Annotated in this window: 27 protein-coding genes; 19 read left to right on the top strand and 8 right to left on the bottom strand. The window is 59.8% G+C overall.

Annotation, left to right across the window (positions count from 1 at the left end; all coding sequences use genetic code 11):
* Positions 1–9 precede the first annotated feature (9 nt).
* Both Q0I19_RS08780 and Q0I19_RS08775 read right to left on the bottom strand, forming a co-directional pair.
* Positions 10–1,221: a DUF3048 domain-containing protein gene (locus tag Q0I19_RS08780; RefSeq protein WP_294760907.1), complete on the bottom strand. Its 1,212-nt coding sequence runs from the start codon at positions 1,219–1,221 to the stop codon at positions 10–12.
* Between the two features lie 623 nt (positions 1,222–1,844).
* The gene (locus Q0I19_RS08775) at positions 1,845–2,495 is read right to left on the bottom strand and encodes a hypothetical protein (RefSeq protein ID WP_294760909.1); all 651 of its coding nucleotides are present in this window, start codon (positions 2,493–2,495) and stop codon (positions 1,845–1,847) included.
* 360 nt (positions 2,496–2,855) lie between these two features.
* Here Q0I19_RS08775 and Q0I19_RS08770 point away from each other — a divergent pair, with 360 nt between their 5' ends.
* The 9 genes from Q0I19_RS08770 (at position 2,856) to Q0I19_RS08730 (ending at position 10,286) form a co-directional block, all read left to right on the top strand.
* Positions 2,856–3,692, top strand: coding sequence for a transporter substrate-binding domain-containing protein (locus tag Q0I19_RS08770; RefSeq protein WP_294760911.1), 837 nt, complete (start codon positions 2,856–2,858; stop codon positions 3,690–3,692).
* A gap of 115 nt (positions 3,693–3,807) precedes the next feature.
* Positions 3,808–4,467 carry an amino acid ABC transporter permease gene (locus Q0I19_RS08765; RefSeq protein WP_294760988.1) on the top strand — a complete coding sequence of 220 codons (660 nt, stop codon included), beginning with the start codon at positions 3,808–3,810 and terminating at the stop codon, positions 4,465–4,467.
* Positions 4,454–5,200: an amino acid ABC transporter ATP-binding protein gene (locus tag Q0I19_RS08760; protein ID WP_294760913.1), complete on the top strand. Its 747-nt coding sequence runs from the start codon at positions 4,454–4,456 to the stop codon at positions 5,198–5,200. Before Q0I19_RS08765 ends, Q0I19_RS08760 begins: the two co-directional genes overlap by 14 nt.
* Before the next feature lie 340 nt (positions 5,201–5,540).
* Positions 5,541–6,407 (top strand): ABC transporter permease, encoded by an 867-nt coding sequence (locus Q0I19_RS08755; protein WP_294760915.1) that lies wholly within the window; start codon positions 5,541–5,543, stop codon positions 6,405–6,407.
* An 11-nt stretch (positions 6,408–6,418) separates the two neighbouring features.
* Complete coding sequence (locus Q0I19_RS08750) at positions 6,419–7,705, top strand: ABC transporter ATP-binding protein (RefSeq protein WP_294760918.1); 1,287 nt, start codon at positions 6,419–6,421, stop codon at positions 7,703–7,705.
* On the top strand, positions 7,702–8,823 hold the full coding sequence (locus tag Q0I19_RS08745; RefSeq protein WP_294760920.1) for a glycosyltransferase family 4 protein: 1,122 nt from the start codon (positions 7,702–7,704) through the stop codon (positions 8,821–8,823). Before Q0I19_RS08750 ends, Q0I19_RS08745 begins: the two co-directional genes overlap by 4 nt.
* A 9-nt stretch (positions 8,824–8,832) precedes the next feature.
* Positions 8,833–9,552 carry a glycosyltransferase family 2 protein gene (locus tag Q0I19_RS08740; protein WP_294760921.1) on the top strand — a complete coding sequence of 240 codons (720 nt, stop codon included), beginning with the start codon at positions 8,833–8,835 and terminating at the stop codon, positions 9,550–9,552.
* Position 9,553: 1 nt separating this feature from the next.
* Positions 9,554–9,934, top strand: coding sequence for a DUF2304 domain-containing protein (locus Q0I19_RS08735; RefSeq protein ID WP_294760922.1), 381 nt, complete (start codon positions 9,554–9,556; stop codon positions 9,932–9,934).
* A gap of 64 nt (positions 9,935–9,998) precedes the next feature.
* Positions 9,999–10,286 carry a hypothetical protein gene (locus Q0I19_RS08730; protein WP_294760923.1) on the top strand — a complete coding sequence of 96 codons (288 nt, stop codon included), beginning with the start codon at positions 9,999–10,001 and terminating at the stop codon, positions 10,284–10,286.
* Positions 10,287–10,393: 107 nt separating this feature from the next.
* Here Q0I19_RS08730 and Q0I19_RS08725 read toward each other — a convergent pair whose 3' ends face one another.
* The 3 genes from Q0I19_RS08725 to Q0I19_RS08715 all read right to left on the bottom strand — a co-directional run bounded on the left by Q0I19_RS08725 (position 10,394) and on the right by Q0I19_RS08715 (position 12,017).
* Positions 10,394–10,927 (bottom strand): ECF transporter S component, encoded by a 534-nt coding sequence (locus Q0I19_RS08725; RefSeq protein ID WP_294760925.1) that lies wholly within the window; start codon positions 10,925–10,927, stop codon positions 10,394–10,396.
* Between the two features lie 89 nt (positions 10,928–11,016).
* The gene (locus tag Q0I19_RS08720; protein ID WP_294760927.1) at positions 11,017–11,604 is read right to left on the bottom strand and encodes an AAA family ATPase; all 588 of its coding nucleotides are present in this window, start codon (positions 11,602–11,604) and stop codon (positions 11,017–11,019) included.
* Complete coding sequence (locus Q0I19_RS08715) at positions 11,601–12,017, bottom strand: DUF3842 family protein (RefSeq protein WP_294760928.1); 417 nt, start codon at positions 12,015–12,017, stop codon at positions 11,601–11,603. The genes Q0I19_RS08720 and Q0I19_RS08715 overlap by 4 nt, the downstream gene beginning before the upstream one ends.
* Positions 12,018–12,204: 187 nt before the next feature.
* Here Q0I19_RS08715 and Q0I19_RS08710 point away from each other — a divergent pair, with 187 nt between their 5' ends.
* The 10 genes from Q0I19_RS08710 to Q0I19_RS08665 all read left to right on the top strand — a co-directional run bounded on the left by Q0I19_RS08710 (position 12,205) and on the right by Q0I19_RS08665 (position 19,568).
* Positions 12,205–12,681: a small multi-drug export protein gene (locus Q0I19_RS08710; protein WP_294760930.1), complete on the top strand. Its 477-nt coding sequence runs from the start codon at positions 12,205–12,207 to the stop codon at positions 12,679–12,681.
* Between the two features lie 323 nt (positions 12,682–13,004).
* Entirely contained in the window at positions 13,005–13,826 is an 822-nt protein-coding gene (locus Q0I19_RS08705) for a Cof-type HAD-IIB family hydrolase (protein ID WP_294760931.1), read from the top strand.
* 33 nt (positions 13,827–13,859) lie between these two features.
* Complete coding sequence (locus Q0I19_RS08700) at positions 13,860–15,080, top strand: 6-phosphofructokinase (protein WP_294760933.1); 1,221 nt, start codon at positions 13,860–13,862, stop codon at positions 15,078–15,080.
* Positions 15,077–15,817 carry a heparan-alpha-glucosaminide N-acetyltransferase domain-containing protein gene (locus Q0I19_RS08695; protein ID WP_294760935.1) on the top strand — a complete coding sequence of 247 codons (741 nt, stop codon included), beginning with the start codon at positions 15,077–15,079 and terminating at the stop codon, positions 15,815–15,817. The genes Q0I19_RS08700 and Q0I19_RS08695 overlap by 4 nt, the downstream gene beginning before the upstream one ends.
* A 148-nt stretch (positions 15,818–15,965) precedes the next feature.
* A complete protein-coding gene (rpsU, locus tag Q0I19_RS08690; protein ID WP_005928271.1) occupies positions 15,966–16,142 on the top strand; it encodes a 30S ribosomal protein S21 in 177 nt (58 codons plus the stop codon).
* A 248-nt stretch (positions 16,143–16,390) separates the two neighbouring features.
* The gene (locus Q0I19_RS08685) at positions 16,391–16,900 is read left to right on the top strand and encodes a YqeG family HAD IIIA-type phosphatase (protein ID WP_294760937.1); all 510 of its coding nucleotides are present in this window, start codon (positions 16,391–16,393) and stop codon (positions 16,898–16,900) included.
* Complete coding sequence (locus tag Q0I19_RS08680; RefSeq protein WP_294760939.1) at positions 16,893–17,747, top strand: TIM barrel protein; 855 nt, start codon at positions 16,893–16,895, stop codon at positions 17,745–17,747. Before Q0I19_RS08685 ends, Q0I19_RS08680 begins: the two co-directional genes overlap by 8 nt.
* A gap of 117 nt (positions 17,748–17,864) precedes the next feature.
* The gene (efp, locus tag Q0I19_RS08675; RefSeq protein ID WP_256271613.1) at positions 17,865–18,425 is read left to right on the top strand and encodes an elongation factor P; all 561 of its coding nucleotides are present in this window, start codon (positions 17,865–17,867) and stop codon (positions 18,423–18,425) included.
* 75 nt (positions 18,426–18,500) lie between these two features.
* A complete protein-coding gene (locus Q0I19_RS08670; RefSeq protein WP_294760941.1) occupies positions 18,501–18,920 on the top strand; it encodes a CD1247 N-terminal domain-containing protein in 420 nt (139 codons plus the stop codon).
* A gap of 129 nt (positions 18,921–19,049) precedes the next feature.
* Positions 19,050–19,568: a hypothetical protein gene (locus tag Q0I19_RS08665; RefSeq protein ID WP_294760943.1), complete on the top strand. Its 519-nt coding sequence runs from the start codon at positions 19,050–19,052 to the stop codon at positions 19,566–19,568.
* A gap of 491 nt (positions 19,569–20,059) precedes the next feature.
* Here the strand turns inward: Q0I19_RS08665 and Q0I19_RS08660 are convergent, their stop codons facing one another.
* From Q0I19_RS08660 to Q0I19_RS08650, 3 genes are all read right to left on the bottom strand, one after another.
* Complete coding sequence (locus tag Q0I19_RS08660) at positions 20,060–20,890, bottom strand: energy-coupling factor transporter transmembrane component T (protein WP_294760944.1); 831 nt, start codon at positions 20,888–20,890, stop codon at positions 20,060–20,062.
* Positions 20,880–22,604, bottom strand: coding sequence for an ABC transporter ATP-binding protein (locus Q0I19_RS08655; protein ID WP_294760946.1), 1,725 nt, complete (start codon positions 22,602–22,604; stop codon positions 20,880–20,882). The genes Q0I19_RS08660 and Q0I19_RS08655 overlap by 11 nt, the downstream gene beginning before the upstream one ends.
* A gap of 346 nt (positions 22,605–22,950) precedes the next feature.
* On the bottom strand, positions 22,951–23,499 hold the full coding sequence (locus Q0I19_RS08650; RefSeq protein WP_294760948.1) for an ECF-type riboflavin transporter substrate-binding protein: 549 nt from the start codon (positions 23,497–23,499) through the stop codon (positions 22,951–22,953).
* Between the last annotated feature and the right edge of the window lie 49 nt (positions 23,500–23,548).

The following is a 23,548-nucleotide window of genomic DNA, read 5'->3' as shown; positions in this document are numbered from 1 at the left end:
AGATTGTTATCAGCCCACGCTGTTGGAGGTGTGGACGAAGTTTTCGGCGCTGTCCACGTCCACGACGGTCAGGTAGCTCTTGCCGACGTTGACGTCCAGCTGGGTGTCGCTGCACTGGCCATCCTCGTTGGCGTAGTACAGGCGCAGCGGGTCCTGCGGGCCGCCCTTCTTCCAGAAGATCTTCTCGCACTTGCCGCCGTAGCAGTAGTAGCCGACGCCGCCGTCGCCGTACTCGGCGCACTGCAGGTCCGTGCCCTCGTGGCCGGGGTAGACGTGGATGTCGGTGTACAGGATAACCAGGTTGGTGAACGCCAGCTGCGCATTGTCGGCAGCCTCGTCGATGGTGTCGCGCCAGCTTTTGTCGGGGTAGTAGTACATCTGCATCTTGTAGCTGTTGGACGCAGCATCGTAGTTAAAGCGGGTCTTGTAGCTCTGGCTGTGCTCGATCTCGACATACTCGCCGTCGGAAACGATGGGGCCGTACTTGTCGCTGTAAGCGCTGTCCCGGCTGTTGGAAAGATCGCGCGCAGGCTCGTTGTAATCCACAAACTTAAAGAAGGTGGAGTTGTAGCTGCGGTTCATATCGGTGCCGCGCTTTTCGATCTGCTCCTGCAGCAGGTCGGAGTTGGCGTACAGGGTGTGCTCGTAGGCAAGGCCGCCGGCGCGGGTGGTGCCGGCCCAGTTGACGCGGTTGTTGTCGCGGTAGCCCCAGTTGCCGACGTTGCCGATGTTCAGATCCTGATAGTTGAAGTTGCGCTCATACTCGTCCATAACGACGGACTGACCCTCGTGGACGTACAGCCCGGCAAAGGGCAGCAGCAGCTGGAAGAACTGGTCGCGGCCGGAACGCACGGGGCCGAACTCACCGATGTCCTTGTAGTCGACGAACATGGGCATAAAGCGGGTGATACCGCCCTCGACCTTGATCTCGACCAGGATATCGGCCTTGGACAGGCCGCGCTGCGGGCGGGCTGCCACGATGTTGTTGATCATAATACCGGTGATGCGCTGCCCTTCGGGGTAGTTTTCGTCCTTTTTCTCGCCGGTCAGGACGTTGGCCTCATACGGTTCGGGGGTGGGTTCGGGGGTAGGCTCGGCGGTGGGTGTTGCCGCGGACGGAGTCGACGGCGACGCCGAAGAACCGGAGGCGGAGCCGCCGCAGGCTGCCAACATCACGCACAGCGAGAGCATCGCCACAACAAAAGCGATTAAACGTTTCATTCTGTTTTCCTCTTTCCTGCGGCATAGCGCCGCAAAATCATTTACAAATATTGTACCCGCTTTTGTTGTGTTTGTAAAGGTGCGCGGTGGAATTTTACATATAGCCGGGCAGGAGGGGAAAATTTGAGAGTGGAGAGTTTGGAGTTTAGATAAGGCAGAGGCGGGCAAAGCCCGCCTCCTGACTGTTGAAAAACTGAATGGGAATATTGCGAACATTCGGTTGTTTTGTAGGGAACGGTCTTGACCGTTCCGTGCCGCCTTGCCAAAAGCACGACATGGCGAGAAAACCGCGTGCCATTCGGCGCGATTTTATGCGCTGCGCGCGGCCAGATGTGCGGATGGGTCAAGACCCATCCCTACAAATCTTCCGGCAACAGGCTTTTTCTACAAGCTGAGAGCGCCTCCTGACTGTCGAAAAACTCTTGTAGGGGCGAGCATTGCTCGCCCGTGCCCGTTTGCCTTGCAAGAAAACTGCCCCGGAAAACGCGTTGTTACGCCAAGTTGGCGGGCGACCAATGGTCGCCCCTACACATTCCATAAACCAGGAATGTGATTTTTGACAAACAGACGTGCCCGCCAAGGCGGGCACACCGTATCTTAACTCTCAACTCTAAACTCTCGAATCAAAGCGGCCTTACCAGCAGCTCCATTCCGTCGCTGCTCCAGCCGAAATCCGCCGCTGCGTAGCCGCGCTCCAAAACGCGGGGCAGGGCGGGGTCGTTCAGGTGCAGGCGGCGCAGCGGTTCGCGCCAATGTGCCAGACCCCGCGCCGAGTAGATCAGCAGCCCGTCGGTGTCCTTCAGGGGCAGCACGGCGCGCAGCGTTAAACCCGTGGACAGGTACTGCGCGCAAAGATCCTCGCAGGCGGGCAGGTTTTCAAGATCCAGCACCTGCACCGCCCAGACATGGTAGCTGGCGTAGCGCTCAATCGCCCAGCGCAGCGACAACCGCAAAAAGTTGCGCAGCTGTGTGTAATTGCCGCGCAAAAGCGGCGGGGTCAGCACCGCGCCCTGCCCATCGGCACCAAAACCGGCGGCGCGCAGCAGGGTGGGCAGCTCGTCCTGCGCGTACAGCGGCAGCAGCGCGGCGGCTGCCTGCAGCTGCTCCTGCCCGGCAAAGTCGCCCACGATCTGCCCGTTGTCCAAAGCGGGGCGCAGGGTTTCCAGCATGGGCAGCCCGGCGGGGCCGGCCAGCGTGCGCAGGGCGTCAAATTGCGCGGGGGTAAGTACCTGTGCGTCAAAGGTATGGGGTTTACGTTCTAAGGTTTGCAGCATGTGCATCGCTCCTTCTCAAAATATCACATGCCCTATTATAAAGGGTACACATTGCCGGAAATGCCGAAATCGGGCGGCAAAACCGCATTTTCCGCACGCGGTTTTACCGCTTGTTTAAGTAAAGTGCGGCGCGAAAAAACAAGAAGAAACTAATCTTTATTTTAGAAAAAAAGATAAAACTTTATTTTATTAACCAAAATCCCCGAATTTTTCTTGACTTTTGAATCGGCGGTGCTATAATAAAAGTGTACTTGCAAATCGTGTACGTCCGGCGCGGTCAAACAGAGGGTCCGCACCGAATGTCACGCCCGCTGTGCGGCGGGTGCGGTACCATTTTGTTTTTGAGGGAAGGTATTACACATGAAAAAACTCATTGCTTTGGGTCTGACCTCCGTCCTGGCTGCTTACCTGGTTGCCTGCGGCGGCGCAGCCTCCACCGCGTCCTCCTCCGCTGCCGAAAGCGCAGCCCCTGCCGAGAGCGCCTCCACCGCCGAAAGCACCGCGGACTCCACCGCTGCCGACAAGACCTGGGTCATCGCCACCGACACCGTCTTTAAGCCGTTTGAGTACACCGACGCATCCGGCAACTTTGTGGGCATCGACGTGGACATCGTCGCCGCCATTGCCGAGGATCAGGGCTTTAAGTACGAGATGAAGTCCCTGGGCTGGGATGCCGCCATCGCCGCCTGCCAGTCCGGCCAGGCCGACGGCATGATCGCCGGTGCTTCCATCACCGAAAAGCGCAAGGCCAGCGGCTGGACCTTCAGCGACGGCTACTATGATTCCAACCAGACGCTGACCGTCCCCGCCGATTCCGACATTGCGGGCTTTGCCGACCTGTCCGGCAAGATGGTCGCCGTCAAGACCGGCACCCAGGGCGCTACCTACGCCGAGAGCCTGAAGGACGAGTACGGCTTTGACCTGACCTACTTTGAGGATTCCCCCACGATGTATCAGGCCGTTCTGGGCGGCCAGTGCGTCGGCTGCTTTGAGGACACCCCCATCATGAAGGCGTCCATCAAGGACGGCGGCCTGGCCCTGAAGGTGCTGGACGACACCGCCAGCGACCCCGCCCCCTACGGCTTCGCCATTTTCAGCGAGGACAGCCAGGAGCTGCTGGATATGTTCAACAAGGGTCTTGCCGACATCAAAGCCAACGGCAAGTATGACGAGATCCTGAAAAAGTATCTGGGCTAATTATTGAATAGCGCGGGGACGCCTGTTTTCGCAGGCGGCCCCGTTTTTTCGCAACAACCAAACCCGAAAGGAGTCCTTCGCCTTGGTTTTTAAGATCCTTGCCGAGTACGGCCCCATGCTGCTGGCCGCCATGGGGCAGACCCTGCTGCTGGCCCTGTGGAGCCTGTTTTTTGCCTGCCTGATCGGCCTGTTTGTGGGTATTTTAAGCGTGCTGAAAAACCGCGTCTGCAACGTGATCGCCACGATTTTCGTTGACATCATCCGCGGCGTGCCGATGATCGTGCTGGCGTTTTTTGTGTTTTTCGGTGTGCCGATGCTGATGAACGACACGCTGCACTGGTCTGACCTGTTCGGCAGCAAGTTTATGTTCACGGCGCTGCAGGCGGGCATCATCTGCCTGTCGCTGAACTGCGGCGCGTACATGGCGGAAATTATCCGCGCAGGTATCGAGAGTGTTGACAAGGGTCAGATGGAGGCCGCCCGCAGCCTGGGCCTGCCGTACTGGAAGGCCATGGCCAAGGTCGTGCTGCCGCAGGCCATCCGCACGATGATCCCCTCCATCATCAACCAGTTCATCATCACGCTGAAGGATACCTCGATCCTGTCGGTCATCGGTTTCCCTGAGCTTGTCAACACCGCCAAGAACGTCAACGCCAACGTCATGCGCGCGTTGGAGGTCTGGTTTATCGTAGGTGTGATGTATTTGATCGTTATTACGCTGCTGTCGCGTCTGGCAAAGCGTTTGGAGAGGGGGCTGAACCGTGGCCGTGAATAAGAACAACGTGAAAATTCACGTCGAGCATCTGAAGAAAAACTTCGGCAGTCTGGAGGTCCTCAAGGACGTGTCCGCCGATATCTGTGAGGGCGAGGTCGTCGTCATTCTGGGACCGTCCGGCAGCGGCAAGTCGACCTTTCTGCGCTGCCTGAACCGGCTGGAGGACATCACCGGCGGCACCGTGATCGTGGACGGCCACGACATGACCGACAAAAAAACCGACCTGAACAAGGTGCGCGAAAACGTCGGCATGGTGTTCCAGCACTTTAACCTGTTCAACAACCTGAACGTGCTGGGCAACATGATGCTGGCACCCGTGGAGCTGAAAAAGGCCGACAAGGCCGCCGCGAAAGAGGAGGCTTTCCGCCTGTTGGAGCGCGTGGGCCTGGCCGAAAAAGCCGAGGCTTACCCTGCACAGCTTTCGGGCGGGCAGAAGCAGCGCGTGGCGATCGCCCGCGCCTTGGCGATGCACCCCGACATCCTGCTGTTTGACGAGCCGACCAGCGCCCTGGACCCCGAAATGGTGGGCGAGGTTTTGCAGGTCATGAAGCAGCTGGCCGCCGACGGCATGACGATGGTCGTGGTCACCCACGAGATCGGCTTTGCCCGCGAGGTCGCCTCCCGCGTGATTTTTATGGAGGGCGGCTATATCGTGGAGGAAGGCACGCCCGAGGAGGTCATCGGCCACCCGAAACAGCAGCGAACCGTGGATTTTTTGAGCAAGGTGTTGTGAGAAAACTGCTTTGACTTTATGCACCCTTTGCAACCTTTCGGCTGGTTTGTAGGGAGGGGTCTCGACCCCTCCTTGCCGCCTTGCCAAAAGCACGACGTAACGAGAAAACCGCGCGCCATTCGGCGCGATTTTATGCGCTGCGCGCGGCCAGATGTGCGGATGGGTCAAGACCCATCCCTACAAATATCCCGGAAACGGATTTTTTCTACAAACTGATGTGCCCGCTTGCGCGGGCACATTTTTTGTTGACGCGCCCCTGCGGTGCGGCGTCTTGTAAAATGCGTCGATATGTGGTATAATCTAAACACATATGCAAATTTTACACAGAAAGGCTTTTCTTATGAGCGAAAAACCGCAAAACACCGCCGAATGGACCACCGTGGTGCGCCCGCGCACCGGCTGGTTTGACATAGACCTCGCCGAGCTGTGGCGTTACCGCGACCTTATCGTCATGTTCGTCAAGCGCAATTTTACCGTGCTGTACAAGCAGACCATCCTCGGCCCCGCGTGGATCATCCTGAACCCGCTGCTGACCACCGTCATCTTCAATGTTGTGTTCGGCGGGCTGGCCGGGCTTTCTACCGACGGCACCCCCGCGTTCCTGTTTTATATGGCGGGCAACACGGTCTGGACCTTCTTTGCCAACTGCGTCAACAACACGGCCAACACCTTTGTGACTAACTCGGGCGTGTTCGGCAAGGTGTACTTTCCGCGCCTGACCACCCCCATCAGCCAGGTGCTTACGGCGCTTATCAACTTTCTGGTGCAGTGCGCCATGTTCGCCTGCTTCTGGGTGTACTTTGCCCTGAGCGGTGCGCCGGTACACCTCAGCCTGTGGGCGCTGGCGCTGCCTGTGGTCATGCTGCAGGTCATGCTGCTGGGGCTGGGCGTGGGCATCATCGTGTCCAGCCTGACCACCAAATACCGCGATCTGGCCATCGCCGTCGGCTTTGGTGTGCAGCTGTGGATGTACGCCTCCCCCGTGGTGTATCCCGTTTCGATGCTGGACGAAAGCCCCCGCCTGCAGGCGCTGCTGCAATTCAACCCCATGACGGCCCCCATTGAGGTGTTCCGCGCCGCGACCCTGGGCGGCGGCACCGTGACCGCGTGGGGCGTCGGCTACAGCCTGGCATTTACCGCTGTGACGCTGGTTTTGGGCGTTGTACTGTTCAGCCGCATTGAAAAAACCTTTATGGACACCGTGTAAGGAGGGGGACTATGCAGCAAACCGAAAAGACCCCCGTGATCCAAATCGAGGGGCTGAAAAAACGATACAAGCTCGGGCAGATCGGCGGCGGTACGCTGACGCATGACCTGCAAAGCTGGTGGGCGCGGGTGCGCGGCAAGGAGGACCCCAACACCGTCATCGGCACCGATGCGCGGCTGTACGGGCAGACCTTTATGGCGCTCAACGGCGTGGACCTGACCGTGTACAAGGGCGAGGCGCTGGGCATTATCGGCCGCAACGGCGCGGGAAAATCCACCCTGCTCAAGCTGCTGACCCGCATCACCGCCCCCACCGAGGGCGAAATCCGCATCAAGGGGCGCATTTCCAGTATGCTGGAGGTCGGCACGGGCTTCAACAACGAGATGACCGGCCGCGAAAACATCTATATGAACGGCGCGATCCTGGGCATGTCCCGCGCCGAGATCGACGCAAAACTGCCGCAGATCATTGAATTTTCCGAGTGCGGCGACTTTATCGACACCCCCGTCAAGCGCTATTCCAGCGGCATGTTTGTCAAATTGGCGTTCGCTGTGGCGGCGCATCTGGACAGCGAAATTCTGGTCATGGATGAGGTGCTGGCGGTCGGCGATATGAAATTCCAGCAGAAATGCCTGGGCAAGATGAGCAACGTCGCCAACGAGGACGGCCGCACCGTGCTGTACGTCAGCCATAACATGAGCACCATCCGCCAGCTCTGCACCCGCTGCATCGTGCTGGATCAGGGGCGCATCATCTACGACGGCGACGTCGAAAAGGCCATTGCCATCTACATGGATACCACCGACGTCAACGTCGTACACTACGACCTGCGCAAGGTCGGGCGTATGAACCTCGGCGCCGGGCAGCGCCTGCGGCTGGAAAGCCTGCGCTTTTTGGGCAAGGAATCCAGCGTTTTTGCCGACAATGAGCCGGTGCGCATACAGGTGTGCTACGATGTCAACCAGTCCTTTACGGGCGTCCGCGCGAAGCTGGAAATTCGCAGCCGCGACGGCTCCTCGGTGGGCATCACCCAGCCGATCGAGCTGGGCGCGGTGGAATCGGGCAAGCGGTACACCTCGACGTTTGAATTTGACCCCTCCCTGCTGGGAGAAGGGCAGTATTTCTTCTATCTGGATATCTACGAGGCTACGCTGACCCACCCTGTCTGCCTGGACAAGCCGGTGACGGAGTTTGCCTTTGAGGTCCATACCGCTGACCCCGCGCTGGCGGACTGGCAGCCGTACTGGGGGCACACCCATTTTCCGCCGCTGAAACTGCGGGAGATGCGCGAACTATGACCATCTGCTTTTTCTCGGCGCAGTACCTGCCCACACCCGGCGGGGTCGAGCGCTATACCTGGAATCTGGCGCGGCGGTTCACCGCGGCGGGGCATCGGGCGCTGGTCGTTACGGCGGCGCTGCCGGGGCTGCCCGCGCGGGAGACCGACGAATACGGCATTGAAATTTACCGCCTGCCGTCCTTTCCCGTGATGAACGGGAGGTTCCCCGTGCTGAAACCGTGGGCCGATGCCGCCGATCTGTGGGCGCAGGACATCGACTTTGCCGTGATCCAGACGCGGATGTACACACAAAGCATCTGGGCGGCGCGGCAGTGCCGGCGGCGGGGCATCCCCGCGCTGGTGCTGGACCACTCGACAGGATATATGATGCACGGCGGGCTGATGGGCCTGTTGGGGCGGTGGTACGAGCATTTTGCCTGCCGCTGCATTGCCCGCTGCGGGTTTGATTTTTACGGCGTGTCCGCCGACACCTGCTGCTGGCTGCAAACCTTCGGCATACAGGCGGCGGGTACGCTGCCCAACGCCGTGGACCCCGACGAGCTGGCACAGGCAGCCCGCGCAGAAAACCGCGTGGATTGGCGCAAAAATATGCCCGCCGGCACTAAGCTGGCGGCCTTTGTGGGGCGGCTGATCCCCGAAAAAGGCGCACTGCCGCTGGCACAGGCGGTGCTCAGCCTGCCGGACTGGAGTTTGGTCATTGCGGGCAGCGGCCCGCAGCGGGACGAGCTGCAACAGCTGGCACAGCAAAGCGGCGGGCGCATTGCCGCCCCCGGAGCGCTGCCCCATGCACAGATCGTGCAGCTACTCAGCCAGGCCGACTGCTACTGCCTGCCCACCCTGTACGCCGAGGGATTCCCCACAACGCTGCTGGAGGCCGCCGCCTGCGGCTGCCCCATCCTCTGCACGCACACGGCGGGCACGGGGGAGCTGCTGCCCGACGCAGAGCACGCCCTGTTCCTGCAAAGCGCCGACGCGGCGGAAATTGCCGCCGCCCTGCAAAAGACCGCTGCCGACCCGGCAGCCGCCAAGGCGCGCAGCCAACGGGCCAAGCAAACGCTGCTGGGGCGCTTTACCTGGCAGGCTGTGTATGAAAAACTGCGCAGCATCGTAAACTAAGGAGCATCTATGCAAAAGCTACTGATTGTTATCCCCGCCCATAACGAGGAGGCCAGCATCGTGCCGGTGGTCAGGGATCTGATAGATAACTACCCCCAGTACGACTATGTGGTGGTCAACGACGGCAGCCGCGACAAGACCGCCGCGCTCTGCCGCCAAAACGGGTTCAACCTCATTGACCTGCCCGTCAACCTGGGGCTGGCGGGGGCGTTTCAGACGGGGCTTCGCTACGCCGCCGAGCACGGCTACGACTGCGCCATGCAGATGGACGCCGACGGCCAGCACAAGCCCGAATACATCGCCGAAATGCTGGCAGCGCTGGAGGACGGCAGCGATATCGTCATCGGCAGCCGTTTTTTGACGGTCAAAAAGCCCAAGACCCTGCGCATGGCGGGCAGCTATATCATCAGCTGGTCCATTCGGCTGACGACGGGCCGCGCCATCTGCGACCCCACCAGCGGTATGCGGATGTTCAACCGCGCCATGGTGCAGGAATTTGCCGAAAACCTCAACTACGGCCCCGAACCCGATACCATCAGCTACCTGATCAAAAACGGCGCCAAGGTCAGGGAAGTGCAGGTAAAAATGGGCGAGCGCACGGCCGGGCAGAGCTACCTGACCTTCTGGCGCAGTGTGCAGTACATGGTAAAAATGTCGGTGTCCATTTTGCTGATCCAGTGGTTCCGCAAGCGCGACACCGAGACCCCCTACCCGGAAAGGAGCCTGTGATATGACCGACCAAACGGTTTTGCGTGTCTGCCTGATTCTCGGCAGCTTTTTCACGGCGGGGTATGTGCTGTGCCGTGTGCGGCAGGCCCGCGTACAGATCGAGGATACCATCTACTGGCTGGCTCTCAGCGCGGTTTTGCTGCTGGTGGCGGTGTTCCCCGGCATTGCGTACTGGGTGTCGGATTTGATGGGGTTTGTAAGCCCCATCAACTGTGTGTACCTGATTGTCATATTTTTGCTGTTGGCACGTCAGTTTTCGCTGTCCATCAAGGTCAGCCAGCTGGACAGCCGCCTGCGTATTCTGACCGAGCGCATCGCCCTGAACCAGCAGCGGCAGGAGCAGGACGGGCAGAAATCACCCGATGATAAAATGGATTTGTAATTCACGCTGTTTTGTGCTATACTAGTATATTAAGGACATAATTTACAGAAAGAAGGTCTCTGCTATGGCTTACACTCCCAAACTGACCTATAAAGGCCGCCCGCTGGTGCGCTGCGGCAATGATATCTACTACGGCTCCATGACCGACCCGTACATCATCTACCTGCAGGTGCTCAGCAACAAGCAGGAAAACGGCGTTGAGGTGGCCGACAAGGTGCACATTGTGCTGCTTTCCACCGATGACTCCAAGCCCCTGCCGGAGCGCATCGTCCGCCAGGCCAACAAAGTGGGCTTATACAATGCGCTGTCCTTCGGTGACATTATGCTGCAGGGTGCATTGCAGAAAAAGTAACGGTAAAATGTGAAAAATGCCCGCCTCCGCCGTTCGGCGGGGGCGGGCGTTACCGTTTGCCAAAAACAAAAAGCCGCGCTTCCTGCGCGGCTTTTTTGCATAGGGCGTTACTTTTCGACGGCACCGGCCTTTTGCAGGGCGGCCATCACGGCGGGGATCAAAATCAGCTGCACGATGATGCCGGGCACGGCGTTCAGCAGCGCACCCGCCAAAAATGCCTGCGCGGTAAAGGCGTTGCCGTTAAGGCCCAGCAGCACGACCTCGGCCACGCCCCAGACCAGACGCCCCGCCACCATGGCGGTGACCAGCGCCGCGTACACCCCGACCATGCCCTTTTTGGCCAGGCGGCGGTACACCAGCCCGATGACCAGGCCGTAGGTCAGCAGCTCAAAGGCCATGGCGATGGCCACGGGGTACAGCTTCGGCATCGTGAACAGCAGCGAGCGCAGCAGCGGCGCCACAAAGCCCACCGCCGCGCCGTACTGCCAGCCGCACACAAGGCCGCACAGCAGCACGGGGATATGCATCGGCAGCAGCATACTGCCGATTTGCGGGATCTGCCCCGTCAGCAGGGGCAGTACAAGGCACAGCGCCAGAAACAACGCTGCATAGGCCAATTTTTTGGTTCTTTCGTTTTTCAAGAGAAATCATCCTTATCAAAAAAGTTTCACCCGCGCACCCTTCTGGGCGCTGCCTTCCTGGCTTTTTCTCTAAGGGTCAATATACTATTTTACACGAAAAACGTTGAAGTGTCCAGCACAAAATCGCAGCGGGCGGCGGGGTCATGTGCGGCAAAATACCCCTCCTCCAGCGGGATCCAGCGCTGCACAAACTGCGCATAGCGCGCCCCCTCGCGCGCCTGCAGCCGTGCGGCCTGTACGTCGGGCGGGCAGGTCACAAACACCCGCAGGGCAAATTTCGTTTGCAGCGCGGGGTGCAGGCTGTAGCTGCCCTCCACGATGGTCAGCGGCGCGGCGGGCAGGGGAACGGGCGGCAAAAACGCCCCGTCGGCGCAGCTGTAGGCGCGGTACTGTGCGGTCTGCCCGCGCAGCAGCGGCTGCAAAACCTCCTGCCGTAAACGACAAAAATCCATATTGGCGCCGGGCTGCCGCTGCCAGCCCTCGCACCGTTTGGCAGGGGGCAGGTAAAAGTCGTCGGTATGCACGATTCGGCAGCCGAGCTGCTGTGCCAGTCGGTTTGCCAGCGTGGTCTTGCCGCTGCCGCAGCGTCCGTCGATGGCCAGCAGCGCAGGGCCGTGGGCGGCGGCCTTTTGCGCCGCCTGCACAAGGGGCGCGGCGGCGGAAAACAGCGGCATCATGCGTCCAGCGCGCGCAGCGTCAGCGCTACGGCGTTCTGCAGGTAGTCGTCCAGGCGGCAGTCCTGCGTGCCCGCCACCAAAATTCCGCAGCCGGACGCGGGAATCAACACCTTGGCTGCCTCACTGCCCGACACCGCCACCGACATTTTGGGCGAGACCTCCCCCAAAATGCCGTTGGCCATCAGGATGCCGATAGGCCCCAAAATTACATCTGCCCGCGCGGCGTTGTACACCACGGCGTTCTCACCCGTGGCACCGCGCGCGGCACCCGCCTTTAACATGGCGCTGGTGGCCAGCACGTTGGTGCCCACCGCCAAAAGCTCGCAGTCGGCGGGCAGTTGGGGCAGCAGCAGCTTGGCCAGCTGCGCGCCCATGCCGCCGCCCTGGCCGTCTATCAGTAAAACACGTTTCATTTTGTGCACCTTTTGTCCATATGTAATGCCGCCACAGCGGCAAAAGGGTTCCGCCTTTATTATACGCCGCAGGGCAGGGGATGGCAAGTGTAAAATCGGCGTAGAGGGCGGCGGCGCGGTTGCCAAACAGGCGTGTGTATGGTATACTGTAAGTTACACGCTGATTTTTACCGACGAGAGGTTTTGTATGTTGAATCGTTATTTGTATGTGTTTTTGGTTTCCATGGTGCCGCTTATCGAGCTGCGCGGCGCCATTCCCATCGGTGTGGGGCTGGGCTTGCCGCTGTGGCAGGTGTACGTCATCTCCATCATCGGCAATATGATCCCCGTGCCCATCATCTTCTTCTTTGCGCGCCGCGTGCTGGAATGGGGCGCCGACAAGCCGGTCATCGGCAAGTTTTTCCGCTTTTTCCTCGAAAAAGGCCACAAGGGCGGCGAAAAGTTGAAGCAAAAGGCGGGGCGCGGGCTGTTCTGGGCGCTGCTGCTGTTTGTGGGCATCCCTGTGCCGGGCACCGGTGCATGGACGGGCACCCTGGCCGCCAGCCTGCTGGACATGGATTTCAAATCCAGCGTGCTGGCCTGCATGGGCGGCGTGCTGCTGGCGGGCTGCATCATGGGTGCGGTCAGTCTGCTGGGTTTTTCTGCCATTGGGGCGATTTTGTAAAACCGTCTTTGACTTTATGCAGCATCTGCAACCTATTGAATGGTTTGTAGGGAACGGTCTCGACCGTTCCGTGCTGCCTTGCCAAAAGCACGACGTAACGAGAAAACTGCGCGCCGTTCGGCGCGATTTTATGCGCTGCGCGCGGCCAGATGTGCGGATGGGTCAAGACCCATCCCTACAAATTTCCCAGAAAAGGACTTCTTCTACAAGCTGTTGGGGGCGCAAGCCCCTTTTTTTATTGGGTAAAAACGGCGGGGATTCTCTCTTGCATTTCTGCCCGTTTTGCGGTACTATTATGCTGAGTAAATACGGAGGTGCAACCTATGCAGGATATCCGCGTCGTAGCGCTGGATCTGGACGGCACCGTCTTTGACGATGCCAAGACCATTTCCCCGCGCAATGCCGCCGCCATCAATGCCGCCTTGCAAAAGGGCGTGCTGGTCTTGCCCGCAACGGGCCGCCCCGCCACAGGGGTGCCGCAGCAGTTTCTGGACTGGCCGGGCGTAGACTATGCCATTACCAGCAACGGTGCCACCGTCACCGAGCTGGCTACCGGCAAAAAGCTCGTAGAGCAGCCGTTTGACCCCGCGCTGGCCCTTCGCCTGTACGACCTTTTGCAGCCGTTCGGCGGGCTGATCAGCGTGTTTGTGGACGGGCAGAGCTACTCCCAGACAGGCAGCGTGGACGCCTGCGATGCCTTTTTGCCCCCGAACCTGAGAGCCTACTTCCATACGACCCGCGGTGAGGCCGAAAATTTGCGGCAGTTTCTGCGGGACCACGCGCAGGAAATTGAAAAGTTCAGCATCATCTACCCCGACGATGCCGCCCGCGACGCCGCCTGGCAGGCGGTGCTGACGGCCGGCCCCACCGAGATCACCACCAGCCTGGATTCCAACTTAGAGATCAACGCCCCCGGCGTGACCAAGGGCAGCGCGCTGCTGGCGCTGGCCAAGCATCTGGGCCTTGCCCGCAGCCAGCTGATGGCAATGGGCGATTCCGGCAACGATTTGGCCATGCTGCAGGCCGCCGGGCTGGGGGTCGCCATGGGCAACGCCACCGAGGAGGTCAAGGCTGCCGCCGCCGCCGTAAGCGCCGACAATAACCACGACGGTGTGGCGGCTGCTATCGAAAAATACGTTCTGTAAAGCACAATTTGCGATTATACAAGGAGTAATTTTATGAAAAACGTTCTGGTAGGTCAATCGGGCGGCCCCACCGCCGTCATCAACGCAAGCCTCGCCGGTGTGTACGAAACCGCCAAGGCCTGCGGCGCCCCCCGCGTGTACGGTATGCAGTACGGCATCGAGGGTGTTTTGAAGGGCAACCTCATCGACCTGGACGAAAAGCTGGCCGACAAGATGGACATTGAGCTGCTCAAGCGCACCCCGTCCAGCTACCTCGGCTCCTGCCGCTGCAAGCTGCCCGACCCCAAGGTGGACGCCGCCCCGTTTGAAAAGCTGTTCAAAATTTTTGCCGAGCATGACATCGGCGCGGTGTTCTACATCGGCGGCAACGACTCGATGGACACCATCGCCAAGCTGTCGGTGTACGGCAGCGGCATCGGCAGCGATATCCGCTTTATCGGTGTGCCCAAAACCATCGACAACGACCTGATGCTGACCGACCACACCCCCGGCTACGGCAGCGCCGCCAAGTACATTGCCACCATCTTAAAGGAAGTCATCTGCGATTCCAGCGTGTACGACCTGCGCAGCGTCACGGTGGCGGAAATTATGGGTCGCCACACCGGTTGGCTGGCCGCCGCTGCCAGCCTGGCCGCCGGCCCCGACTGCGACGGCCCCGACCTGATCCTGCTGCCGGAGGTCCCCTTTGACGAGGACGCCTTCCTTGCCCGCGTCGCCGACTTGGCGCAGACCCGCCACAACGTTATCATTGCCGCCAGCGAGGGCGTCAAAAACAAGGACGGCGTGTTCCTGTGCGATCTGGTTTCCACCGCCGGGCAGCTGGACGCCTTCGGCCACAAGGCCATCTTGAGCGGCACCAGCCGTTACCTGGCCGATCTCATCCGCGTGCGTCTGGGCTGCAAGACCCGCGCCATTGAATTTTCGACGCTGCAGCGCTGCGCCAGCCACCTTGCCAGCCGCACCGACATCACCGAGGCCTATCAGGTGGGCGGCGGCGCCGTGGAGGCTGCCGTGCGCGGCGAAACCGGCAAGATGTGCGCCATCAAGCGCGTGAGCGACCAGCCCTACCGCGTGGAAACCGAGATGGTCGATGTGACGCAGGTCGCCAACTACGAAAAGAAGGTCCCCGCCGATTGGATCACCGAGGACGGTATGCACGTCAACGAAAACTTTGAGCGCTACGCCCGCCCGCTGATCCAGGCCGAGCTGAACCCCATCTACATCAACGGCGTGCCCCGCCACATCCACCTGTGAGCGAGCCGCGTCCCCGCGTCTGGCAGGCGGACGCCCTGCGCGGGCTTGCCCTGCTGAATATGCTTGCCTACCATTTTATGTACGACTGGGTGTACATTTTTGGGCAAAGTGCGCCGTGGTATAACATCAGTGCGCCCGGCTGCCACGCGTGGCAGCAGTATATCTGCCAGAGCTTTATCCTGCTGTCGGGCTACAGCTTTGCGTTTGCCCGCAAGCCGCTGAAAAACGCCGCCGTCGTGGGCGGGTGCGCTGTGCTGTTAAGCGCCGTGACCCTGCTGTTTTTGCCGGCAGAGGGGATTTGGTTCGGTGTTTTGCACCTGAACGCCGCCGCGCTGCTGCTTACCGTGCTTGCCCGCCCCGTTTTGCAGCGCACCCCTGCGCCCGCGGGCTTGGCAGGCTGCGCCGCGCTGTTTTTGCTGACGAACCAACTGCCCTACGGCTTTTTGGGCTTTGAGGGGCTGCATCTGGTCACCCTGCCCGCCGGGCTGTACCGCGTTAATTTGTGGTGGCTGGGGCTGCCGGACCTGACAAAATTTACCTCGGCGGATTATTTCCCGCTGATACCGTGGCTGTTCTTGTTCTGGGCGGGGCTGTTTGCCGCACGCCTTGTGCGCCTGGCCCCTGCCGCACCGCCCGCCGTTTTGCGCCCGCTGTGCTTAGTCGGGCGGCACACCCTGGCGGTGTATATGCTGCATCAGCCGATTTTATACGGGGCGCTGTGGGCAGTTTTCCACTAAAAGGCATAAAAATGTTAAAAAATTAAAAATAAACCCGCTTTCGGCAAAAAATAAGGTTGACAGACCCCCTGTACTTATAGTATAATTTCTGTTACTGGTTGATATTTTGACCGGCAAACTCCTGTCTCAGGTCAAGGGAGGGAAAAAGATGTCGGAGATCCGTGTCAAAGAGGGCGAGTCCCTCGAGAGCGCTCTGCGCCGTTTCAAGCGCAGCACTGCCCGCAGCGGCGTATTGGCTGAGGTTCGCAAGCGTGAGGCTTATGAGAAGCCTTCCGTCAAGCGCAAGAAGAAGTCCGAGGCTGCCCGCAAGCGCAAGTTTAAGTAAGAATATCTTACAAGGAACGACTGTGCAGATCCACGCAAATTGCGGGGGTCTGCACTTTTGTTTTTTGTGGGCGGAACAAAAGGCTTCCCCCCTGGGGGAAGCTGTCACCGCAGGTGACTGATGAGGGGGTGCTTGCCGGACAGCTCCCCCTCATCCGGCGCATACGCGCCACCTTCCCCCAAAGGGGGAAGGCTTTCCTGCACCGCATCGTAATTCTCCACTCTGATTTTCCCCCCCGAGGTATTTCTATGATCTTAACGCCCGAATATGTTTTTCGCCGCATTGAATCCATCACGCCGGAATTTCTGGCGCAGCACGGCATCACCGCGCTGGTGCTCGACGTGGACAATACCCTGACCGCTGACGGCAGCCAGGTGCTGGACGACTCGGTACGCCAATGGCTGGATACCATGCGCGCCGCCGGTGTCAGCCTGACCATCGTGTCCAACAATACCGACAAGCGGGTGCGCCCGTTTGCAGGGCGCGTCGGGCTGGCGTATGTGCCGCTGGCGTGCAAGCCGTTCTCGTTGGGGCTGCGGGTGGCGCGCCGCCGTCTGGGCGTTGCCAAATCCCAAATGGCGATGATCGGCGACCAAATTTTCACCGACCGCCTTGCCGCGGGGCTGTACGGCATCCCCTGCCTGTTTCTGCTGCCCCGCACCCCGCACGACAAAAACCGCGTGGTGCGCTTTAAGCGCAAATTTGAGCCGTACTGGCTGAATAAATTTTACCGAAACGGGGGCAAGATCCATGAATGATACCCCAAAATTCGGCACCGCCGGGCTGTCCGATTCCTACACCGCCAAGGGGTTCGACCCGCAAAAAATCGCCGCCTACACGGCGTCCTTCGGCCTGACCGCCTTCGAGTACCAGTGCGGGCGCGGCGTGCGTCTGGCGCACGACAAGGCGCAGGCGCTGGGCAAGGCTGCCGCCGCGCAGGGCATTGCGCTGTCCGTCCACGCGCCGTACTATATCAGTATGTCGGGCCTGGACGACGAAAAACGTCTGCACAGCGTCGATTACCTGCTGCAAAGCTGCGCTTTGGTCAAGGCGCTGGGCGGGCGGCGGGTGGTGTTCCACCCCGGCAGCTGCGGCAAGCAAAGCCGCGAAGCAGCACTCGAAAAGGCGCTGGACACCATGCGCCGCGCCGTGGCCGCCTGTGACGAGGCAGGCTACGGCGACTGCATCCTTTGCCCCGAAACGATGGGCAAAATCAACCAGCTGGGCACCGTGGACGAGGTGCTGGCGCTCTGCGCGGTGGACGCGCGCATCACGCCCTGCATCGACTTTGGGCATATCTACGCGCGCAGCGGCGGCACGGAACTGACCGACACCGCCTCCTACGCGGCGCTGCTGGACAAGCTGGGGGACGCCCTGGGCGATGACCGCGCCGTGCATTTTCACGCGCATTTCTCCCGCATTGCCTACACGGCGGGCGGCGAAAAATGCCACCTGACTTTTGCCGACACCGCCTACGGCCCGCCCCACGCCCCGCTTTTGCAGCTGCTGAAGCAGCGCAAACTGGCGCCGACCGTCATCTGCGAGTCCGCCGGTACGCAGGCCGAGGACGCCCAAAAGCTGGCGGCGGCCTTTGCAGCGCTGTAAAAACCGCAAAAAATTAAAAAAACACCGCAAAAAGTCCCGCAAGGGGCTTGCAAAAAGGCCCGATATCCTGTAAAATAAATACAGGTATGTTTAATCTATTATTGGAGGAATTTTAATATGATTTCTGCAGGCGAATTCCGTAACGGCGTCACCTTTGAGCAGGACGGCCAGGTCCTTCAGGTCGTTGAGTTCCAGCACGTCAAGCCCGGCAAGGGCGCTGCTTTCGTGCGCACCAAGACCAAGAACGTGATCACCGGTTCTGTTGTTGAAACCAGCTACAACCCCACCGCCAAGTTCCCTCAGGCTTTCATCGAGCGCAAGGAAGTCACCTACTCTTACGAGGACGGCGACCTGTACCACTTTATGGACGTTGAGACCTACGACGATATCCCCGTAGGCGCCAACGATGTGCCCGACAACTTCAAGTTCTGCAAAGAGAACGATACCTGCAAGCTGCTGAGCTACAAGGGTAAGGTTTTCAGCGTGGAAATCCCCAACTTTGTTGAGCTGGAAGTCACCGCCACCGAGCCCGGCGTCAAGGGCAACACCGCTACCAACACCCTGAAGCCCGCCACCGTCGAGACCGGTGCCGAGATCCGCGTGCCCCTGTTCATCAACGAGGGCGACAAGATCCGCATCGATACCCGCACCGGCGAGTATATGGAGCGCGTCAACTGATTTGGCTTTTTTGCCGGGTACTGGCTTGTGCCGTGCCCGGCATTTTTGTTCACAAAACAATAGGGAGGCAACACTATGGCTATGGATTTGAACGCAAAGGCCGCCTACATCCGCGGCTTGATGACCGGCATGGAATTTGACCCCGAAAGCAAGAACGGCAAGATCATTGCCGCCATGATGGACCTGCTGGAGGAAATGGCAGCCACCGTGGTCGAGCATGACGATGCACTGGATCAGGTCTACGACGAGCTGGAAACGCTGGATCAGGATCTGGACGACGTGATCTCTGACGTGTACGAGCTGGAGGACGACGACGAGGACGACGAGGACGAGGAGCCTGCTGACCTGTATGAGGTCACCTGCCCCAACTGCGGTGCCGTTGTGACCGTGGACGAGGACACCCTGCTGAGCCAGGACCTGACCTGCCCCAACTGCCACGCCGCCTTTGATATTGAGATCAAGGACGAAGAGGACGAGGACGACACGCAGGAATAAAACGCTGCGTTTTGGGCGCGGGCTTAAAGGCCCGCGCCTTTTTTGCGGAAATTTGCCCGCCTGCCCTTGTCTTACCCTGCCGAAATATGGTATACTGAATATATATCACTGCAAGGAGGCGCCCGATTTATGGGGTTGATATCGGCGATTCAAAATAAAACAGAAGAAGTGCGCGCCAAGGAACGCATCCGCCCGCTGCTGGAAAGCCGCATGATGCGCGACATCGTGCTGGAGATCGGCCAGCGCGGCACCGAAAAGCTGGACCCCCAAAGTGTGCCGCTGGAGCTGCGCGACCGTGCGGCCAAGATGGCGGCTGAGTGCGGCACCGCAGGGCTGCATCAGAGCGTGATCCGTGAGGTCGTTCTGGACGAGGAGGGCATTGTGCTCTACGCCGGAAACGACGAGGTCGCCTTCCGCTATGCCGACTACAATTACGAAAATATTGAGGACACCGACGCCCTGCCCGCCGTGGCGCAATATCTGGTTCAGCACCTGCGCGGGTATTACAATATAAGCCGGACGTTCTACACCGTGCCCAAGCGCGGCGGGCGCGCCAGCGCCGAAAAGACCAAGCAGGTTTTCATCTGCCGCCACCACGAGGACAGCCCCTTTGACCCCCAGCCCACCAAAAAACAAAAGTTGTTTTGAGATATACAGAAAAACTGCCGCCCCGCAAGGGACGGCAGTTTTTGGTTATCAGGCAGCAGAGCTGAGATTTCGTGTGTTCGCTAAGCGAACACGGTTTTATAAGATGGTTTGTTTTTGTTGCTGCGGTATTTTCGGCAGGTTTGTAGGGGACGCATATATGCGTCCCGCAGTTTGTCAAAAAAGTCAGTTTTCGGGATATTCGTAGGGATGGGTCTTGACCCATCCGCACATCTGGCCGCGCGCAGCGCATTAAAATCGCGCCGAATGGCGCGCGGTTTTCTCGTAATGTCGTGCTTTTGGCACGGCGGCACGGAACGGTCAAGACCGTTCCCTACAAACCAAACGAAAGGTTGCAATCGTCCCGTTAGGTTAATTTACCGGAACGGCTGCAACGGGCGGCATATATGCCGCCCCTACGGAGTACCCGTAACGTTGTTATTACAGCAAAGCTGCGGGCGGGGCATGCCCCGCCCCTACCTCGCTTGCATCCCTTACATAAACGGGTTGTAAAACCGCCCGAATTTGATGGTGATGCCAAGGCTGATCGCCAGCAGCGCCACGCCCAGCGCCATTACCGCATAGTCGCTTTTGGCAAAGGGGCAGCGGGTGTACCAGGTGCGGGTCTTGTTTTTGCCGAAGCCGCGCAGCTCCATCGCGTTGGAGATGGTGTCGATGCGGTTCAGGCTGGTCAAAATCAGCGGCAGCAGGATATGTACGGTGTTTTTCAGCCGCTTAAAGAACGGTTCGTTTTTGCCAAGCTCGACGCCGCGCGCCTGCTGCGCCTGGCTGATGGCGTGGAAATCGCGCTGGATGTCGGGGATATAGCGCAGCGCAATGGCCACCGAATACCCGATTTTATACGATACACCGATACCGTTCAGGCTGGCGGCAAACTCGCTGGGGTTGGTGGCGCTGATAAACAAGATCGCCACAGGCAGCGTGACAAAATATTTCAGTGTAATGTTGAACATATAAAACAGCTGCTCGGCGGTGATGTCGTACCGCCAGAACAGGTGGCACAGCACCGTGCGGGTGCCGTACAGCGCGGTGCCCTGGTTGGGGTCAAACAGGTAGATAAAAAAGTTGTTCAGCAGCAGGAACACCAGCATGAACACGAACATAAACCGCACTTCTTTGTAGCGCAGGCGGCTGAGCCTGAACGCCGCCAGGCTGACAGCCAACAGCGCCAGCAGCAGCCAGGTGTTGTAGGTGATCATGCCGGCAAAGGTGAACAGCAGAAAAAACGCCAGCTTGGCCGTGCCCGTCAGCCGATGGACGACACTTTCGCGCGGGAGGTAATTCAAAACCGTTTTAGCAGCCATGGTTGCGCACCTCCCGGTCGGCGGCGATGAATCGCTCGACAAAATCTTCCGCCGGGGCAATGCCGCAGCGGTTCGCCAGCGTGTACAGGCTGGTTTCCTTCAGCGCCGCGCGCTCCACCAGGGCGGGGTCGCACAGCACGGCGGCGGGGCTGCGGTCGGCAATCAGCGCACCATCGCAGAAAACCAGCGCCCGCGCGGTGTATTCCAGCATCAGGTGCATATCGTGGGTGATCATCACCACGGTCACGCCGCGCCGGTTCAGCCCGCGCAGAAACTCCATGATTTCTGTGTAATGCTTAAAATCCTGCCCGGCAGTCGGCTCGTCCAAGAGGATCAATTCCGGCTGCTGCACCAGCACACTGGCGATGGTCACGCGCTTTTTCTGCCCGAAGCTCAGCGCCGAGATCGGCCAGTTGCGGAAAGGGTACAGCCCGCAAATTTTCAGCGTGTCCTCCACGCGGGCGCGTACCTCCTGCTCGGTCAGACCCAGCCCCTGCAGACCCATGGCGACCTCGTCAAAAATCATGGTCTGGGAAATCATCTGGTTGGGGTTCTGCATGACGTAGCCGATGTGCTTGGCGCGGCGGCGGATGTTGACGTCCTGCAGGTCCTGCCCGTTGAGGAAGATCTGCCCGCTGTCCTGCGTTTCAAAGCCGCAGATCAGCTTGGACAGCGTGGATTTGCCCGCGCCGTTGCGCCCCACGATGCTGACCATCTCGCCCTTGCCGATGGCAAAGCTGACGTTTTGCAGCGTGTGCATGGATTTTTCGTACCCAAAGCTGACGTCGCGCACCTCCAGCAGCGGGGCGGGCGCGGGCTGGGCGGAGGGCAGCGGCTCGGCGGTGAACCAGCGCTGCACGGCGGCGGTGTCGGCATCGTTCAGCAGCAGGGTATCGATGTGGGCGGGGCGCTTTTGCGGCGTGATGTCCACCCCCGCGTAGCGCAGCGCCGTCAGGTACAGCGGCTCGCGGATGCCGTTTTTCGCCAGCAGGTCGGTGCTGAGCAGCTCGTCGGGGCGCAGGTCGGCCAGGATGCGGCCTTCCCCCATCAGGACGATGCGGTCGACGCTGCGCCACAGCACGTCCTCCAGACGGTGCTCGATGATCAGCACCGTGGTGTCGGTTTTTTGCTGCACGGCGTCGATCAGCTCCATCGTCTGCTTGCCTGTGGCGGGGTCGAGGTTGGCCAGCGGCTCGTCAAACAAAAGCACGCTGACCTTGTCCACCATGACGCCCGCGAGGCTGACGCGCTGTTTTTGCCCGCCGGAAAGCTCGTGCGGGGCGTAGTCGAGATGGTTCTCGATGCCGACAAGCTCGGCGGCGCGGCGGGTGATGGCGTGCATTTCGTCCTGCGGGGTGCAGCTGTTTTCCAGCGCAAAGGCGATATCCTCGCCCACGGTCAGCCCGATAAACTGGCCGTCGGGGTCCTGCAGCACGGTGCCGACATGGGCGCTCAGCGCAAAGATGCTGCTGTGCATGGCGTCCACGCCGTCCACCGTCAGGGTGCCGGTGGCTTCGCCGGGGTTGGCGTAGGGGTTCAGCCCGTTGATGCAGCCCGCCAGCGTGCTTTTGCCGCTGCCGGAGGGGCCGGCGATGAGCACACGTTCGCCGGGGTAGATATCGAGGTTGATATCGTGCAGCGTGGGCTGCTTTTGCGCGCGGTACTGAAAGCTGAAATTTTGAAACGAAATAATGGGTGTTTTGGTTTGAGCCATAGGGCACCTCTTGGAACGTAGGGTGAAAGACAACAAAATGCCTTCCCGGCGGGGAAGGCGGAAAAAGCATAAATGAGAGTTAAGAGTGGAGATAAGGTGTGTCCGCGGTGCGGACACATTTATGTTTTATTGCAAGGATTCCTTTGGCTGTAGGGGCGAGCATTGCTCGCCCGTGGGGGCTACCCGATAGGTTGGCGTTACCGTAAGGCAGCAGGGGCGGTCAATGACCGCCCCTACAAATGACCCGTAGTGTTCACGTTGCCGTTAGGTCGCGGGCGGGGCATGCCCCGCCCCTACCGGGTGGTGATTTTTAATTTGCTGCCAAAAGAGAGAACATAATGCCCTTTTATTCCTTATCCAGAGAGCCTTTCTTAGCAACCGTCTTGGTGAAGGCCACGATCAGCAAACTGCCGACGATGACGGCGGTCAGCGTGTTGACGATGGCGGCAAAGAAGCCCTGCGCAAAGACCTTCTTGACAGGCTCCTGATAAATCAGGATATCCAGCACGGGGGCCAGGCCGCACCAGGCGACCACATGAGCAATGACGTTGGAGATGGCAAAGGTGATGACTTCCTTCTTGCCGAACTCGCCTTCCTGAATGTTCATCTTCTTGGCGAACAGGCCGACGATGACGCCCACCAGCGCAGAGGACAGAACCCAGCTCCACCACGGTGCACCGCCCCAGGACAGGTCAATCAGGGTGTGGCCGATAAAGCCGATCAGGCCGCCGGCAACGGGGCCGTACATGGCGGCCAGCAGACCCAGAACAGCATACTGCAGGCTGATGTTGGTGTTGGCGATCGGGCTGGGGATAGCCACAAAGCGGCCCAGCACAAAGAACAGGGCAGCGCCGATACCGATGGCGACAAACGTTTTTACATTATTGTTTTTCATAATTCCGTAACTCCTTTTTTCCGCAATGATTGTTCACACTCGGAACAAC

This window comes from uncultured Gemmiger sp. (assembly GCF_934561205.1).
Lineage (GTDB): Bacteria > Bacillota > Clostridia > Oscillospirales > Ruminococcaceae > Gemmiger.
This window is presented reverse-complemented; position numbering and strand designations above follow the sequence as displayed.